The sequence below is a fragment of the Microbacterium trichothecenolyticum genome, from assembly GCF_000956465.1.
Classification (GTDB): Bacteria; Actinomycetota; Actinomycetes; order Actinomycetales; family Microbacteriaceae; genus Microbacterium; species Microbacterium trichothecenolyticum.
On sequence record NZ_JYJA01000036.1, the window covers coordinates 26,658 to 42,148 of the forward strand.

General features: G+C 71.5%; 18 protein-coding genes. 10 read left to right on the forward strand and 8 right to left on the reverse strand.

Features of this window, described 5'->3' with window-relative positions; genetic code table 11:
- Positions 1–162: 162 nt before the first annotated feature.
- The 3 genes from RS82_RS11865 to RS82_RS11875 are packed head-to-tail and all read left to right on the forward strand — an operon-like array spanning position 163 to position 3,583.
- The gene (locus tag RS82_RS11865) at positions 163–939 is read left to right on the forward strand and encodes an electron transfer flavoprotein subunit beta/FixA family protein (protein ID WP_045299694.1); all 777 of its coding nucleotides are present in this window, start codon (positions 163–165) and stop codon (positions 937–939) included.
- Positions 940–949: 10 nt separating this feature from the next.
- Positions 950–1,915 carry an electron transfer flavoprotein subunit alpha/FixB family protein gene (locus RS82_RS11870; protein WP_045299697.1) on the forward strand — a complete coding sequence of 322 codons (966 nt, stop codon included), beginning with the start codon at positions 950–952 and terminating at the stop codon, positions 1,913–1,915.
- 6 nt (positions 1,916–1,921) lie between these two features.
- On the forward strand, positions 1,922–3,583 hold the full coding sequence (locus tag RS82_RS11875) for a cytochrome b/b6 domain-containing protein (protein WP_045299699.1): 1,662 nt from the start codon (positions 1,922–1,924) through the stop codon (positions 3,581–3,583).
- A gap of 10 nt (positions 3,584–3,593) precedes the next feature.
- On the opposite strand, the gene RS82_RS11880 is transcribed toward RS82_RS11875, so the two are convergent.
- Entirely contained in the window at positions 3,594–4,274 is a 681-nt protein-coding gene (locus tag RS82_RS11880; RefSeq protein ID WP_052676814.1) for a pentapeptide repeat-containing protein, read from the reverse strand.
- 219 nt (positions 4,275–4,493) lie between these two features.
- Here RS82_RS11880 and RS82_RS11885 point away from each other — a divergent pair, with 219 nt between their 5' ends.
- From RS82_RS11885 to RS82_RS11895, 3 genes are read left to right on the forward strand one after another with little or no spacing between them, the layout of a single operon-like run.
- On the forward strand, positions 4,494–5,759 hold the full coding sequence (locus RS82_RS11885) for a sensor histidine kinase (RefSeq protein ID WP_045299702.1): 1,266 nt from the start codon (positions 4,494–4,496) through the stop codon (positions 5,757–5,759).
- The gene (locus RS82_RS11890) at positions 5,747–6,457 is read left to right on the forward strand and encodes a response regulator (protein ID WP_045299704.1); all 711 of its coding nucleotides are present in this window, start codon (positions 5,747–5,749) and stop codon (positions 6,455–6,457) included. The genes RS82_RS11885 and RS82_RS11890 overlap by 13 nt, the downstream gene beginning before the upstream one ends.
- Positions 6,454–7,308 carry a DUF4097 family beta strand repeat-containing protein gene (locus RS82_RS11895; RefSeq protein WP_045299705.1) on the forward strand — a complete coding sequence of 285 codons (855 nt, stop codon included), beginning with the start codon at positions 6,454–6,456 and terminating at the stop codon, positions 7,306–7,308. Before RS82_RS11890 ends, RS82_RS11895 begins: the two co-directional genes overlap by 4 nt.
- Positions 7,309–7,435: 127 nt before the next feature.
- Here the strand turns inward: RS82_RS11895 and cofE are convergent, their stop codons facing one another.
- A complete protein-coding gene (gene cofE / locus RS82_RS11900; protein WP_045299707.1) occupies positions 7,436–8,212 on the reverse strand; it encodes a coenzyme F420-0:L-glutamate ligase in 777 nt (258 codons plus the stop codon).
- Positions 8,213–8,314: 102 nt separating this feature from the next.
- Complete coding sequence (locus RS82_RS11905; protein ID WP_045299709.1) at positions 8,315–8,821, reverse strand: GNAT family N-acetyltransferase; 507 nt, start codon at positions 8,819–8,821, stop codon at positions 8,315–8,317.
- Between the two features lie 148 nt (positions 8,822–8,969).
- On the opposite strand from RS82_RS11905, the gene RS82_RS11910 reads away from it, so the two are divergent.
- Complete coding sequence (locus RS82_RS11910; protein WP_045299710.1) at positions 8,970–9,530, forward strand: thioesterase family protein; 561 nt, start codon at positions 8,970–8,972, stop codon at positions 9,528–9,530.
- A 4-nt stretch (positions 9,531–9,534) separates the two neighbouring features.
- Here RS82_RS11910 and RS82_RS11915 read toward each other — a convergent pair whose 3' ends face one another.
- Together RS82_RS11915 and RS82_RS11920 are read right to left on the reverse strand one after the other, a co-directional pair.
- Positions 9,535–9,840 (reverse strand): hypothetical protein, encoded by a 306-nt coding sequence (locus tag RS82_RS11915; protein WP_045299712.1) that lies wholly within the window; start codon positions 9,838–9,840, stop codon positions 9,535–9,537.
- A 63-nt stretch (positions 9,841–9,903) separates the two neighbouring features.
- Positions 9,904–10,218: a DUF7882 family protein gene (locus RS82_RS11920; protein ID WP_045299714.1), complete on the reverse strand. Its 315-nt coding sequence runs from the start codon at positions 10,216–10,218 to the stop codon at positions 9,904–9,906.
- Positions 10,219–10,351: 133 nt separating this feature from the next.
- Here RS82_RS11920 and RS82_RS11925 point away from each other — a divergent pair, with 133 nt between their 5' ends.
- Positions 10,352–11,140: an EAL domain-containing protein gene (locus tag RS82_RS11925; RefSeq protein WP_045299716.1), complete on the forward strand. Its 789-nt coding sequence runs from the start codon at positions 10,352–10,354 to the stop codon at positions 11,138–11,140.
- Positions 11,141–11,161: 21 nt separating this feature from the next.
- Here RS82_RS11925 and RS82_RS11930 read toward each other — a convergent pair whose 3' ends face one another.
- On the reverse strand, positions 11,162–11,422 hold the full coding sequence (locus tag RS82_RS11930) for a hypothetical protein (RefSeq protein WP_045299717.1): 261 nt from the start codon (positions 11,420–11,422) through the stop codon (positions 11,162–11,164).
- A 41-nt stretch (positions 11,423–11,463) separates the two neighbouring features.
- Here RS82_RS11930 and RS82_RS11935 point away from each other — a divergent pair, with 41 nt between their 5' ends.
- Positions 11,464–11,766: a DUF7882 family protein gene (locus RS82_RS11935; protein ID WP_045299719.1), complete on the forward strand. Its 303-nt coding sequence runs from the start codon at positions 11,464–11,466 to the stop codon at positions 11,764–11,766.
- Here the strand turns inward: RS82_RS11935 and RS82_RS11940 are convergent.
- The gene (locus RS82_RS11940; protein WP_052676815.1) at positions 11,758–13,710 is read right to left on the reverse strand and encodes a sensor domain-containing diguanylate cyclase; all 1,953 of its coding nucleotides are present in this window, start codon (positions 13,708–13,710) and stop codon (positions 11,758–11,760) included. The genes RS82_RS11935 and RS82_RS11940 overlap by 9 nt on opposite strands.
- Positions 13,711–13,933: 223 nt before the next feature.
- On the opposite strand from RS82_RS11940, the gene RS82_RS11945 reads away from it, so the two are divergent.
- Positions 13,934–14,485, forward strand: coding sequence for a hypothetical protein (locus RS82_RS11945; protein ID WP_045299721.1), 552 nt, complete (start codon positions 13,934–13,936; stop codon positions 14,483–14,485).
- 51 nt (positions 14,486–14,536) lie between these two features.
- Here RS82_RS11945 and RS82_RS11950 read toward each other — a convergent pair whose 3' ends face one another.
- Positions 14,537–15,445 (reverse strand): LysR family transcriptional regulator, encoded by a 909-nt coding sequence (locus RS82_RS11950; protein ID WP_045300036.1) that lies wholly within the window; start codon positions 15,443–15,445, stop codon positions 14,537–14,539.
- Between the last annotated feature and the right edge of the window lie 46 nt (positions 15,446–15,491).

The window sequence follows — 15,491 nt, forward strand, 5'->3', positions numbered from 1 at the left end:
ACCGTACCGGTCGACCGGGTTGTCACGGACACCCGGATGCCTCGAAACGGCGGCTTATGTATACACACGGCAGGTCGCGAGTCGGTCATCGCCGGTTCATTTCGCGGGATTGGGTACATTGCGGCGCGAGCCATAGACTCGTGCCCAGCGTGAGGAGATCGTATGAAGATCGTCGTCCTGGTCAAGGAAGTCCCGGATACCTATGGGGATCGCAGGCTGTCGCTGGAGACCGGCTTGGCCGATCGTGGCGCGAGCGAGACGGTGCTCGACGAGATCGGCGAGCGGGCGCTGGAGGTGGCCCTGTCGTACGCGGACAAGACGCCGGGCACCGAGGTGGTCGTCCTGTCGATGACGCCGGAATCGGCGGCGGCGACGGTGCGCAAGGGGCTCGCGATGGGTGCCGCGTCGGCCGTGCAGGTGGTCGACGAGGGGCTGCTCGGAGCCGATCTGGGGCTCACCGCCGAGGTGCTCGCTGCCGCGCTGCAGCGCACTGGGTTCGACCTGGTGATCGGCGGCAACCTGTCGACCGACGGGGTGGGCGGGATGATCCCGGCGATGGTGGCCGAGATCCTCGATGTGCCGTCCGCGACGTACCTGAGCGCGGTGGAGATCGGCGAGGGCGAGGTGTCGGGCACGCGGGCGTCGGATGGAGCGACGCTGCAGGTGACGGCGGCGCTGCCGGCGGTGATCTCGATCACCGAGGCGCTGCCCGACGCGCGCTTTCCCAACTTCAAGGGAATCATGGCGGCCAAGAAGAAGCCGTTCGAGACGCTGTCGCTCGCCGAGCTCGAGATCGACCCGCACGATCCGGATGCGTCGCGGTCGATCGTGATCTCGCTCAGTGAGAAGCCGCCGCGTGAGGCCGGCGTGAAGATCGTCGACGAGGGGGATGCGGGCCAGAAGCTCGCGGACTTCCTCATCCAGAACCGGCTCGCGTGAGGGTGCTCCGATGACGTTTGCAGATGACTCGATCCTGGTCCTCCTCGACACGACGCCGTCGGGCGGGCTCGCCAAGACGGCTGCCGAGCTGCTGGGGGCTGCCGCGACGGTGGGCACGCCGGTCGCGGTGATCGTGGGCGACGCCGCGCTGGCGGCGGATGCTGCGGCCCTCGGCGCCGCGTCGGTGCTGGTTGCGCCGGCCGGCGAGGGACTGTCGGTCCCGCGGGTGGACGCGCTGACGGAGGCCGCCGACCTGGTGCGGCCCGACGCGATCCTGGTGGCGAACTCGGTGGAGGGCCGCGAGGTCGCCGGCCGGTTCGCCGCCCGCACCCGCTCGGCGGTGGCGGTCGACGCGGTCGGCGTATCCCGTGATGCGGAGGGCGTGGTCGCGCACCACTCGGTGTACGGCGGTGCCTACAACGTCGACTCGGCCGTCACGTGGGGTGCGCCGGTGATCACGATCCGGCAGGGCTCGATCGACGCCCGCGCCGACGCGGTCGCCGGAGTCGAGGCGGAGCCGCTCGAGGTCCGCGCCTCCGGGCGTCGGGCCGCGACCGTGACCTCAGTTGATGAGGCCGTGGTGTCGTCGTCGCGTCCGGAGCTGCGTGGTGCGGCGAAGGTCGTCTCCGGTGGACGCGGACTCGGCTCCGGTGAGAAGTTCGCCCTCGTGGAGCAGCTCGCCGACGCACTCGGGGCCGCGATCGGCGCGTCGCGGGCCGCGGTGGACGCCGGGTACGTGCCGTATTCGTACCAGGTGGGGCAGACCGGTGTGTCGGTGTCGCCGCAGCTGTATGTGGCCCTCGGCATCTCGGGTGCGATCCAGCACAAGGCCGGTATGCAGACGGCCAAGACGATCGTCGCGATCAACAAGGACGCCGACGCCCCGATCTTCGAGATCGCGGACTTCGGTGTGGTCGGCGACCTGTTCACGGTCGTGCCGCAGCTGATCGCCGCGCTCGAGGCGAAGAGGGCGTAACCCGGCATGGCGACGTTCGGTTCCACGGTGCGCCGCGGCCTCCCGCGCACGCCTGGCGGCGAGCCCTGGCCGCCCGCCGGCGCCGCGCCCGCCACCAACGGCGACGGCGCCGTGCCGGCAGCCGAGGGCCCCGCCGCCGGCGATCATCCGGTTCCGCAGTCGGTTGTGGCGGGTGCGCAGGAGGATGCCGCGCCGAAGGTGACTGCGGAACCACGGAGTGCGGTCACGCTGCGCCGGGGTCTGCCGCGCGTGCCCGGCGGCGAGCCCTGGCCGCCCGCCGGGGAAGCGCCTGTGGTTCCGCAGTCGCTTGCGGCGGGTGCCGAGACGGATCACGCACCAGAAGTGACTGCGGAACAGCAGGAGGCCGACTCGACGGCGGTGCCGCAGCGAGCCCCGGCCACCCCGCGCGCTGCCGCACCGGGATCAGCTCCGACCGCATCCGGCGACGGTGCCAAGGCGCTGCGGCGCGGTCTGCCCCGCGTCGCGGGCGGCGAGCCGTGGCCGCCGGCCGGGTACGCGCCGACCGCGACCGCGGCACCGGTGACGGATGCCGAGCCCCCATCGGTCCACGAAGCGTCGGCGGCCGTCGCTTCCGGGGTGGCAGCAACGGTGTCCGAAACTCCTGCCCCCGCAGCGCGCACCACCGCCACCGGCGTCTCGCTGTCGGAGCCGTTGCCGTTCCGTCGCACGGTGTGGGCCGGTGCCACCGCCAAGGCGCATCCGGCGGCCAAGGCGGAGCCGAAGCGGATCGGTCCGTTCACCCGTGGCCAGTGGGCCGGCGCGGTCGTCGTCGGCGGCGCCGGACTGCTGTACGCGGCCGGCATGGCCGTGCTCGCCGTGCGCTGGCTGCTGTCGACGTCGTGGGGCATGGACTTCCTCGCGGCGTACCCGGGCGAGTATCACCTGCCCGAGGGAGCGCCGGTCGGCATCCCGGCGTGGCTCGGGTGGCAGCACTTCTTCAATGTGTTCCTGATGGTGCTGATCATCCGCACCGGCCTGCAGGTGCGCACCGAGAAGAGGCCGAGCGTGTTCTGGTCGCCGCGCAGCAACGGCCGGCGCAAGATGAGCCTGAACCTGTGGTTCCACCAGTCGCTCGACATCCTGTGGATCGTCAACGGCGTGATCTTCGTGGTGCTGCTGTTCGTGACCGGCCAGTGGATGAAGATCGTGCCCACGTCGTGGGAGGTGTTCCCGAACGCGGTGTCGGCGGCTCTGCAGTATGTATCGCTGGACTGGCCCACCGAGAACGGCTGGGTGAACTACAACTCGCTGCAGCAGCTGGCCTACTTCGCCACCGTGTTCCTCGCGGCACCCCTCGCGATCGCGACGGGGGTCCGGATGAGCCACGTCTGGCCGAAGAACGCGGCCGGGCTGAACAAGGCGTACCCGGTGGAGTGGGCGCGCGCCGTGCACTTCCCGGTGATGCTCTACTTCGTCGTGTTCATCGCAGTGCACGTGTTCCTCGTGTTCGCGACCGGGGCGTTGCGCAACCTCAACCACATGTACGCGGCGCAGGGCTCGGTCGACCCGAACGCGTACGCCGACAACTGGACCGGGTTCTGGTTCTTCGCCCTGTCGCTCGCCGTGATCGCCGCAGCCTGGATCGCCGCGCGGCCGCTCGTGCTGGCGCCGATCGCCCGCCTGTTCGGCAAGGTCTCCGGCCGCTGACGCAACCGGCCTACTCGACGACGATGCCGGCGAGGTCCGCGAGGGCCGCTGCCATGAGCTGCAGCTGCTCCGGCGAGATCGTCGCGCCGCGGAGGCCCTCCATCCCGACGACCTGACTGAGGTCGGCCCCGCGCAGGTCGACGTCGGTGAGCCGGGCGCCGCCGGCGTTCAGCGTGCCGATGCGGGCGCCGTCGAACGCGACACGGCGGGCCGAGGCATCCAACAGGTCGATCTCGTCGATGGTGCAGTCGACGAAGGCGACGTCAAGCAGCTCGGCCCCGCGGAGGTTCACGTAGCCGAGCTTGCAGCGACTGAAACGGATGCCGCGCCAGGCGACGTCGTAGGCCTCGACCGAGCCGAACCGGCTGTCGCGGAGCTCGACATCGCGCCAGCCGCCGCGCGCGGCCGACACCGTGGGCACGTTCGCGCCGGCGAACACGGACTCGACGAGGTGGGCACCGCGCAGCGCCCACGTTCCGAGGTCGAGCCCGTCGAACCGGCAGGCCTCGACAGTGGCGCCGGACTCGAGCTGCCAGGTGTCACGGGCGATACCCGAGTACGCGACGCCGTCGAGGCGCCCGGCGTCGAGCATCGCGTCGTCGCCGGCGTCGAGCGCGCCCAGCGACGACTCGTCGAAGTCGAACGAAGGCGGCTGGGTGCCCTGGGTCTTGCGCGATCTTGCAGCTGGCATCGCCGCAACCTTAGCCCGAGCCGCCGACGCCGGCATGTCACCGTCCTTCTGGGTTCGGGGCGCGCCGCGTGGGTTCGGGGCGCATGCCGCACGCCCCGAATGCGCGCCCTGCGCCCCGAACTCGGGTGGCGGCTGCGGCCGGGGAGGGGGGATAACCCGAAGCGAAGTGTGCGGATGGCACCGGCGCGCGGCGCGGCGCGCGCGCCTAACTTTGGTGACATGACCTCCTCGGACTCTCCTCCCGTCCGCCCGGTGACGCGGCCCGGCCAGGTGGCGGGCGCCATCGCGCAGCTCGCGGCCCTCGGCGTCCTCGGCGCCGCGGCCTTCTCCCTCCTCTTCACGCTGCTCGGCGTCGGCATCGGCCTCGTGTTCGTGCTCGGCATCGGCCTCGTCCTCCTCGTCGGGCTCGTCTACGTGCTCTTCGCCCTCGGCTGGCTCGAGACCGAGCGCGTCGACGGGCTGTACCGGTTCGGGCTTGCGCGGCTGCGTCCGCGGACCAGCGGCCGGCCCGGATTCGGCGGGTTCCTGCGCACGATCTGGATGCAGGCCATCGACCCCGGCACGTGGCGCGCGATCGCGAACCTCGCGATCGCGACGATCCTCGGGTGGGTCGTCGTGGCACTCGCCGGACTCCTGGTCTCGGGCGCCGTTCTCGTGTTCGCGCCGCTGTTCGCCGACGCGAGCGCCGTGCGGCTCGCGCGCACCGGGATCGAGGTGCCGCTCGCGTGGGCGGTACCCGTGGGCATCTTCGCAGCGCTCTTCTCGGCCGCCGCGCTCATCGGGCTCGGCGTGCTCCACGGCATCATCGCGCGGGCGATCATGGTCCCGTCGCGCGAGGCGCAGCTCGCCGCCGCGGCTCGCATGTCGAGCCAGCAGCACGCGGGCGCAGTCCGCGCCGCCGACGTCGAGCGCACCCGCATCGAGCGCGACCTCCACGACGGCGTCCAGCCGCGGCTCGTCTCGGTCGGCATGACCCTCGGGCTCGCGCAGCAGAAGATCGACGCCGATCCCGAGGCTGCGAAGGCCCTCATCACCGAGGCGCACACCTCGACCAAGGCGGCCATCACGGAACTCCGGCAGCTGGCCCGGGGCATCCACACGTCCGTCCTCGACGATCGCGGACTCGACGCCGCCATCTCGGCGCTCGTCGCCCGTTCGGTCGTGCCGGTGCACACCGACGTCCGCCTCGACGGCCGGTGCAGCCGTGACACCGAGGCGGCGGCGTACTTCGTGATCGCGGAGGCCCTCACCAACGCCGCCAAGCACTCGCGGGCGACCGAGGTGCGCGTGGTCGCGCGACTGCGCGAGCCTGGAACGCTGTGGGCCCGCGTCGAAGACAACGGCGTGGGCGGCGCGCGGGTCATCCCCGGCGGCGGTCTCGACGGCATCGTCAACCGCGTGCTCGCGGCCGGCGGCGAGGCGCGCATCGACAGCCCCGCCGGTGGACCGACGAGCGTGGAGGTGAGTATCCCGTGCGCATCCTGATCTGCGAGGACTCGGCGCTGCTGCGCGCCGGCCTGGTGCGGGTGCTCGAAGACGCCGGCCACGAGGTGGTCGGCGCCCTCCCCGACGCCTCGCGGCTCGACGAGACCGTCGACACGACGGCGCCCGACCTGTGCATCCTCGACGTGCGGCTGCCGCCGACCTGGGTGGACGAGGGCATCCGCGCCGCCCTGTCGCTGCGGGCACGCCTGCCTCAGCTCGCGGTGCTCGTGCTCTCGCAGTACGTCGAGGAGCGGTACGCCGCCGACCTCATCTCGTCCAGCGGCGGAGCGCTCGGCTACCTCCTCAAGGACCGCGTGGCCGACGTCACCGACTTCCTCGAGGCGATCGAGCGCATCGCGGCGGGTGCCACGGTCCTCGACCCCGAAGTGGTCGCACAGCTGCTCAGCCGCAGGACGAGGGACGAACGGATGCTGCGCCTCACCGAACGCGAGTCCTCTGTGCTCGCGCTCATCGCCGAGGGGCGCTCCAACCAGGCCATCGCGAAGACGCTGCACGTCACCGAGGGCAGTGTCGAGAAGCACATCACCGCGGTCTTCCAGAAGCTGGACCTCGAACCCGACGAATCGGGCAACCGGCGCGTGCTCGCCGCGATCGCCCACCTCGAGCACGGCGGCCCGACGCCGCCGGCTCCGACGACACCGAGCGGCCGTGGGCCGCAGACAGGAACGAACCGATGAGCACGACCCTGACCCCTCCGCCCGTGGTGCCCGACAGCCCCGCCGAACCGCCGCGGCCGTCCTCCGGAGGATCGCGCGCCGTCGCGATCGTCGTGATCGTGCTGGGCGGCATCGTGCTCCTGGGCGCGGCGACCTCGGCCGCCGTCGGCACCATCGCCTCGGCATCGGTCCACACCTCGACCCGAACGGTCGACGCGGCCGGGATCGAGGCGCTCGACGTCGACGCCGCCGCCGGCACGCTGCGCGTCGAGTTCTCCGACATCGGGGAGGCCGAACTCGAGGTGACGAGCTCGTGGGGCGCCGGTGATTGGCGGCTCGAGCGCGACGGCGACACGCTGCAGGTCTCGTCGCCGGACCGCGACTGGTTCGGCTGGCGCGGATGGTTCGGCGACGGGGGAGCGGATGCCGTGCTGCGCCTGCCCGCGTCGCTGGAGGGACTGGACGCCGACATCTCGCTCGCGGCAGGCGAGTTCGTGACGGACGGCGAGTTCGGCGAGCTGGACCTCTCGCTCGCGGCCGGCTCATTCGACGTGTCGGGCTCGGCTGACTCGCTCAGCGCCGATGTCAGCGCAGGACGCGGCACCGTCGAGCTCCACGGCGTGCGCGAGGCCGACCTGACCGTGAGCGCGGGCTCCCTCGACGCGACGCTGACCGGCGCTGCGCCGGATGCGATCGAGCTCGACGTGAGCGCCGGTTCGCTGCGGCTCACGGTGCCCGAGGGCGAGTACGACGTGCGCTCGGAGGTCTCGGCCGGCCAGTTCGACAACAGCATCGGCTCGACGCCCGGCGCGTCCCGCACGATCGACGTGCAGGTCTCTGCCGGCCAGGCCGTGCTGAAGTCCGGGCGCTGAGCCGCAGCATCCGTTTCCGGCCCGCCGTCGCGGCACCGCGGCGGCGGGCCGGTCCGCGTCTTCGGGCCCCTCGCCAGCGGACCAAGAGGTGAGAGGCAGGACCATCGGGTGGTGTTGCACCGGCGGGTCAGGTCGCCACGGATGCTGCGCCCGCGGCGAATCCCTCGGCGTAGGCCTCGTCGGTGCCGAGGCGGAACATGTCCTTCTCGAGCGGGCGCACGATCGAGCGGGCGCCGGGAAGATCCAGGGCGCCGACGAGGTCGGCGCGTCCGCGCACCACGGCGACGGGGCGCCGGGTCGCCTTGCCCTTGACGAGGTCCGTCGCCGCCGCGAGCTCGTCCCCGACGCACGGCATGGTGACGACGAGGGGGCGGCCCTCGGCATCCGTGCCCCCGCGGAGGTCCTCGAAGACGTGCACGCCGCCCGCGCCGATCGCGTGGTCGGTCTGTCCCTCGCGCCAGGCGCGGCCGAGCGTGTCCGACACGATGACGCCGACCTCTGCGCCGAGCCGCTCCCGAAGACCCGCGGCGATCGCGCGTGCGGAGGCGTCGGGGTCCACGGGCAGCAGGAGCACCGTGCCCTCGGGGGTGTTGGACGCATCGACGCCGGCCGCGGCCGAGACCATGCCGAGGCGGTTCTCGACGATGCGGGTCGTGGAGCCGTTGGGGGTGGTGCGCGATGCCACGACCCGCACAGTCTCGGACGTGATCGCGTCTTCGCGGTCGTCGGCGACGACGAAGCGCCCCTCCGCCTTCGAGACGATCTTCGAGGTCACCACGAGGATGTCGCCGTCCGCGAGCTCGTCGCCCGCCGCGCGGGCGATGACATCGACGAGGTCGGCGCCCGCCTCGATCTCGGGGATGCCCTCCAGGGGCCAGACGGTGAGCGCGGTGCGAGGCGGCATGGGTCCAGTCTTCCGGATGCGCGGGCGCTCCGGCTCCGCCGCCGGAAACGCCGAAGGGGCGTGCCCGGCGAACCGGACACGCCCCTTCGGGACAGTGGTGGGTCAGCGCACGAAGCGCACCTCGGTGAGAGTCTCGCCGAGGAAGGGCTCGGTGTGCGTCGCGCCGTCGAGGGCGAACCCGTTGCGCGTGTAGAAGCGGTGCGCGCGGGGGTTGTCGTCGGCGACCCACAGGTAGAGGCCTTCGGCGGGCTCGACGACCGCGTCGAAGAGCTTCTGGCCGATGCCGGTGCCGTGGTGGGCGTCGAGCAGGTAGATGAAGTACAGCTCGCGGAAGCGCGGGGCGTCCTTGTCGCGCGCGGGACCGGAGCCTGCGAATCCGACGATCTCGCCGTTCACGAGGGCGGCGAACATCTTGAACTCGGGACCCTGGACGGCCCAGTGGGTCCAGAGCTCGGCGAGGCGCTTGGGCGAGACGGCCTCGAGGGCGGCCTTGCTGATGAGGTGGTCGTACGTCTCGTGCCAGGCGGTCGCGTGGACGCGCCCGAGGGCCTCCGCGTCGACGTCACGCACCGGACGGACGACGATGTCGGTCTGGGTTTCGGCTTCCATGGCCAGACTCTACGCGCGTCGGCCCGAGACCCGAAATCGGGCGAACAGACGGTGAACCTGGAGTGGCGAACGGATGCTGCGACCCCGTGCTGTCGGGAATCGACAACCGAATCGGCACACCCGTCGAGGATCGCTACGATCGCACCTCGTGAACGTGATGTGGCGGACCCTGATCGTGATGGTGACAGCGCGGCGACGGCTGCGGCGGGGCGGTCGACTCGGCCCGAGTGAGATCAGCCGTATCCGGCTGACCACTCTGCTCACCGACATCGACCTGCTGCGTCACATGAACAATGGTCGCTACCTCTCGCTGTTCGATCTCGGCCGATGGGATCTGCTCGTGCGCACCGGGCTCTGGGACGTCATGAAGACGCACGGCTGGTACGCCGTGGTCTCGAGCGAGACGGTGACCTTCCGCAAGTCGCTCAACCTGTGGCAGAAGTTCGACGTCGAGTCGCGCATGATCGGGCACGACGACAAGGCCGTCTACCTCGAGCATCGCGCCGTGGTCGGCGGCGAGGTGTACGCACGCGCGATCATCCGGGCCCGGATGATGAAGCGCTCCGGGGGAACGCTGTCGCACGAGGAGCTCTTCGCCGCGATCGGCCGCCCCGAGGGGGTTCCCGAGGTGGACGCGTGGGTGCACGACTGGGCAGCAGCATCCGCTCTCCCTCCCACACGTGCGAAGGCCCCCAGCGTGTGGAGCTGATGCGTCAGCGGAGGATCGCGGTCGCGATCAGCGACATCGCGGCGATGATGCCCACGTTGATGGTCGCAAGCAGCAGCGTCCAGTAGCGGCTCGGCTGAAGGTGGGTCCAGCTGTGGTGATCGACCGCGTCCAGCGCGGCGTCGAGGGAACGATAGCGTCCGACCGTCCGGCCGCCACGGGTCGCCACGTAGCCGTGCTCGTCCCGCCTCACCCCGCCCACCTGGCGTCCGAAGCGGTCAGCGGCCCACGAGCCTCGCTCGGGGGCCGACCAATGGATCTCACCGACCCGGTCTTCGGTGTGCTGTGTCATGCGTCCACGTTAAGGACGCGTCGACACCCGCCCGGGGGTCTTGACAGCATCGCCGGCTGCGCTTTATTGGGGTGCCGCGGGGTTGTCGGGCTCGGGCACGATCGTGAGGCCGGCGGGCGAGTTCGCCGCCTTGGTGAGGGCCTCCACCCACGCGGGGTTGAGGCGCGGCTGGCGGCCGCCGAAGTACTCGAACGCCAGCGAGACGTTCGGACTCAGCCACACCGAGGTGCGTCCGAGGCCGGCGCGGGTGGGGTCGCTCCACGTGAACGGGAAGGACTCGCCGCGACGCAGCTTGGCCCAGATCACCGCCTGCAGATGCGCGAGGATCCGGTCGTCGATCGACGTCGTGACGCGGGTGTCGTAGGTGAGCGTGCCCATCGCCCCCACCTTAGCCCCCGCGACACGGGACTGCGTCGGATTGGGCCTTGCGCGCGGTGCGGCGCAGTATACGCGGATTCCGCGCCCGTGTCCGGTGTTGCGCCTTGATGCGTACGTACTTGACGCTGGTGGCATGGCCCCTCCTCCCCAGCTCACTCGTGACCTGCGCGCGGCGCTCTCCGGCGGTGAGCTGTGGATCGCGTTCCAGCCGCAGTACGACCTGGACCCCGCCGGGCCGGTCGATGCCGCGGCGGCGACGGATCCCGTCGCCGTCGAGGCCCTCTGCCGCTGGAATCACACGCTCCTCGGCGCCGTGCCGCCTGACACGTTCATCCCCCTGGCGGAGGCGGGGCGATTCCTCGATGAGGTCGATCTGCAGGTCTTCGGGCGCGCGACGGAGCAGGTGTTGCGGTGGCGGGAGGCGGGACACGCGCTCGGACTCTCGGTGAACGCCTCTCCGGCGCACTTCTCGAGGCGATACGCCGACACGATCGTCGCGCGGCTGGACCGGCTCGGCGTCGACCCCGCGGGAATGACCGTCGAGATCACGGAAGCGCCGACACCCCAGCTGCGTCCCGAGATGATCACGGCGATGCAGGCATTGCAGTCCGTCGGGATCGCCATCTCGGTCGACGACTACGCCGGCGGAGACACCACCGTGGCCATGCTGGAAGCACTGCCGATCGACGAGGTCAAGATCGACCGATCGCTCACGCAGCGCACCGATGCCGAAGCCCACGACGCGGTCGCCGCTGTGGTCGACAGCAGTGCCCGCAACGGCTGGCGGGTGGTCGCCGAGGGCATCGAGACCTTCGCGGACCTCCAGCGCTCCCGCGAGCGCGGCTGCGACCTCGGACAGGGCTACCTGTGGGGGCTCCCGATGCCGTCGGAAGAGATGGATGCGCTGCTCGCGGCGGGCTGACCGGCGCGCGAACGGCTCGCGTCAGAGCTCGTAGTCGGCGAGCTGGTCGACCGGCTCGTCGGCCGGAGCCACCGGCGCTTCGCCGACCTCGAACTGCGACCACGTCACCGGCATGCCGGGGGAGAACAGGATGTCGACGCCCGGGCCTCCGCGCAGCGGCGGGATGTTCACGTAGCCGCCCCCCGCCTTGATCGCCTCGAGGATCTTCGTCTTCAGCTCCGAGACGGGGTCGGGGAGGAAGTAGTCGCGTCCATCGACGGTGAGCCGGTTCACGATCGCCATCGCACCAGCGTACCTGCGCCGCCCGCCCGTAGGATCGAAGCGTGGGCATACTTCACTACGGCGCACCCCCGGCGTCCTTCACGATCGACGATCGCACCCTCGCTCACCTCGAGCTGGTCATCATGGCGAAGCTGCGGCGTCGGGAGAACCTCTCGTTCGCGCACGTCGACGAGAACACGTCGCTGCGTCAGGCCGTCTGGATCTCGCCTGTGACGTCGCTGCGGTTCGAGTATGAAGGGCCGATGCCCGAGATCAACCGGCTCTGGCTGCAGGACCTGATCGACGCGGCGAACTCGTCGGCCGGGCTGCGGGTCCTCCCCGAACCCGACCTCCCGTCACGCTGAGACGCGACCGCCGCCGTCGCGCTTCGCGCGGTACATCGCTGCATCCGCGGCATCCAGCAGTCCTCCCGGAGAGACCCCTCGTTCGGCCGCCACGACGCCCGCGGAGGCGCGCACGGCGACCTCGGCGCCCCGCACCGTGATCGGTTCGGTGATCACGGCCAGGGCCCTCCCCGCGATCGCCGCGGCCTCCTCCCGCCCTGCGCCGACGCACACGATCACGAACTCGTCGCCGCCCAGTCGCACGACGATGTCGGAGCTGCGGGCGACCCCGCTCAGCCGGCGGCCGATCGCGGCCAGGACGGCGTCGCCCATCTCGTGACCGTACGTGTCATTGATGAGCTTGAAGTCGTCGAGATCGAGGAAGACGACAGCCACGGCGGCCTCGGAGCCGTTCAGCAGCTCGTCCAGCCGGTCGTCCAGGAAGCGGCGGTTGTGGAGACCGGTGAGGGCATCGCGCAGTGCGAGCTCTGCGAGCTCCGCCTGGGTGCGGGCGACCATGGCCGACCTGATCTCCTCGCCGAGGTCCACAGCGTCCTGCGCGTGCTCGCCCCACGGGAGGCTGCGGCCCGTGACGCTCTCGCGCCAGGCGGAGAACGACCGGCGAGGCGAGAGCGGTGTGTCGCGGTTCTCCGGCCGCTGGTCGCCGAGCCAGTCGACCGTGCGCGAGACCTCGCTGCGCACGAAGACGAGCATGTCGCCGTCGCCGCCGAGCGGGACGATGAGAAGGCCGGTGACGCTCGGCACCTCGACCGCGAGCTCCGGCCGTTCGATCGGGAGCGCCTCCCACAGCAGTCGTCCCGGGCCGAGTTCGTCGACGACGGCGAACAGGCGAGCCGGCGGGGGCACGACGCCCGCGGTGTGGACTGCATCGCCCATCCGCAGCAGGGCGCCATCTGCGGGAACCACGTCGAGCACGGTGCGCTCGCCGCTCATCAGCACGGCGCCGACATCGGCGCGCCCGTACAGCGGAGCGATGAGGGCGATCCGCCGCTCTCGCGCCTCGAGCTGCCGGCGCAGGCGCCGGATCTGCTCGGCAGCGGCGAGCTGGCTGACGACCTGGGTCGCCATCACCTCGAGGGCCCGGCGCAGCAGCACCGGAATGCGTCGGGGGGTTCGGTGGGCGCACGTGAACATCCCCACGAGGCGGTCCCCCATGACGAGGCCGAACGACACCGTCGCCGCCTGCCCCATGTTGCGCATGAACTGGAGGTGGTGCGGCGACACGGCGCGCAGCTCGGTGCCTCCGAGATCGAGCGGGGCGTCCTCCGGAAGGAGCGTGTGGAGGGCGAGGCCCGGGTCCGCGGTGTCGGCGATCACTCGGGAGCGCTTCTCGATGTAGAGCGCGCGCGCCTGCACCGGGATGTCGGAGGCGGGGAAGTGCAGTCCGAAGTACGCCTCCATGTCGGGCTCGCGCTCATCGGCCACGACCTGCCCGTGGCCGTCGTCGTGGAACTCGTAGCACATGACCCGGTCGAAGCCCGTGATGGCCTTGATCTCGCGGGCGGCCTGCTGCCGCAGCTCGTCGGGGTCGCTGACCCCCGCCAAGCGCTGGATGGCGCCGACGACTCCGGTGCGGACGTACTCGAGCTCCGGCACGACAGGCTCGAGCTCGACGATGAGCGGCGCGGTGCCGCGATGCGCGATCACGTCGTAGAGCGAACCCTCGAACTCCGCCCGCACCGGATCGACGGCCAGTCCCTGGCCGATCGCCCAGGAGAGCGTCTCGTTGCCGGCCTGGCGGAGGTCGCGTCCGAGCCAGTGCTCGACGTTCTCGCTCGCGACGACCACGACACCGGTCGTCTCGTCGATGCCGAAGAGGGCACCGTGCGCCTGGATGCGTCCGATCGTGCGGATCTGCTCCTGTGAGCATTCCCGCAGGCGGAGCGACTCGGCATCATCGCGGGGACGGTCTCCGTCGAAGACGAGGGCAGGCGTATCGGTCAACGCGAGTCCTTAAAAGGGTGTGGCGGGTGGGGGACGAAACTGCGTTGGCGAGAGCCTCATCCTATGGGCGAGAGCGGCGAGAACCTAAGGGCGCGGAACGGGACGGCGGCTTTAGCGCAGTGATCGCGCCCGCGCAATGGGTTTGCGGTCGGTGCGCGTGGGGAGTTGCCTGACTGCGGTGGCGCCGGTACCCGCTCCGGCGTCGGAGGGAGAAGGAGGAGCCGTGGACACGACCACCCTCATCTGGGTCATCGTCGGCATCGTCGTGGTGCTCGCCATCGTCGTCGTAGCGCTGCTGCTCACGGCACGCGGGCGCCGCGAGCGCCGTCGAGAGCACCAGCACGAACACGCCGAGAAGCTGCGCGCCGATGCGCGCGAGACCGAGCTGCAGGCCCGCGAGCACGAGGCCGAGGCCGCTCGGGCGCGGGCGGACGCCGCAGCGGCGTCGGCCGCTGCCGAAGCCGCCAAGGCCCGTGCCGCAGAGGCTGCGATCGACGCCGAGCGACGCGCCGGAGCGATCGACGAGCACCGCGCCGAAGCCGAAGGCCTGCGTCAGCAGCACGCAGAGGCGATGCGCAAGGCCGACGACATCGACCCGTACGCCGACGGCACCGGTGCCCGCAGCACCGCCGCCCCGCCGGCCGCGGCGCACGCGGACGACGCGCGCGACGACCGGGACACCGTGCTCGAGGGCACCGAGCGAGATCGCCGTGCGAACACCGATGAGCGGCCGCCGACTCCGCCGGAGCGGCACGAGCACACCGAGCGCACCTGACACCGGCGGACGGATGCCGCCACCCCGCAGCTGCGCGGCCCTCGGGCTTGGCTAGGGCCTCGGGGGCACAGCATCCGTCCGCCGCATCGGGAACGCGTCGTGCAGGGCACGCCGAACTTCCCGCATGCCCGCCCGCGCGCGCGATGCGGTGCGCTGCGCGGCGAAGACCTCGCGCGCGGGACGACCGGGGAGCTCGAGCAGCGACACCGGCACCGCCGACCCCTCCCACAGCAGATCGGGCAGCACGGCGACGGCCTGTCCGGCCGCGACCAGACGCGCGTGGGCGGACAGATCGGCCAGCTCGTACCGCACGTCGGGCTCGAACCCCGCGGCGCGGCACTGCTGCACCGCCCACAGGCGGGCGGCGGTGCCGGCGGGCTCCATCACCCACGGGCGATCGCGCAGGTCGTCGAGCGAGCGTGCGGGATCCACGGATGCCACGGCCAGATGGATCGGGTCGGTCCCGAGCGGGTCGCGCTCGAGACCCGGGGTGTGGGCCCGCGTGTGCCCGGGGTACTGCTCGGCGATCACGAGGTCGACGCCCCGTGCCGTGAGCTCGAACAGGCCGAGCTCGGGAGGCATCTCGACGAGCTCGACGCGAAGGTCGGGTGCACGTTCGGACAGCAGCCTGAGCGCAGCGGGCACGATCGCGAGCGCGGCGGTCTGCATGATCGCGACGCGCACGGGCGCGAGCCCCGGATGCAGGGACTCGAGCTCACCCCGCGCCTGCTCGTCGAGGTCGAGTGCCCGCGCGGCGTGGGCCGCCAGGACGCGTCCGTGTTCGGTGAGTCGCACCCGCCGTCCCTCCGGCGCGAGCAGCGCGACGCCGGCCTCTCGTTCCAGCTGCGCGAGCTGCTGCGAGATCGTCGACGGACTGTACGCGAGCGCCTCCGCGACGGCTGCGAGCGTGCCGCGGAGCGCGAGCTCGTGGACCAGTCGCAGACGTCGCAACTCGAACATGCGCATCCCATCGAAGATCTCGAACGATATCGATCGTAGATGATCG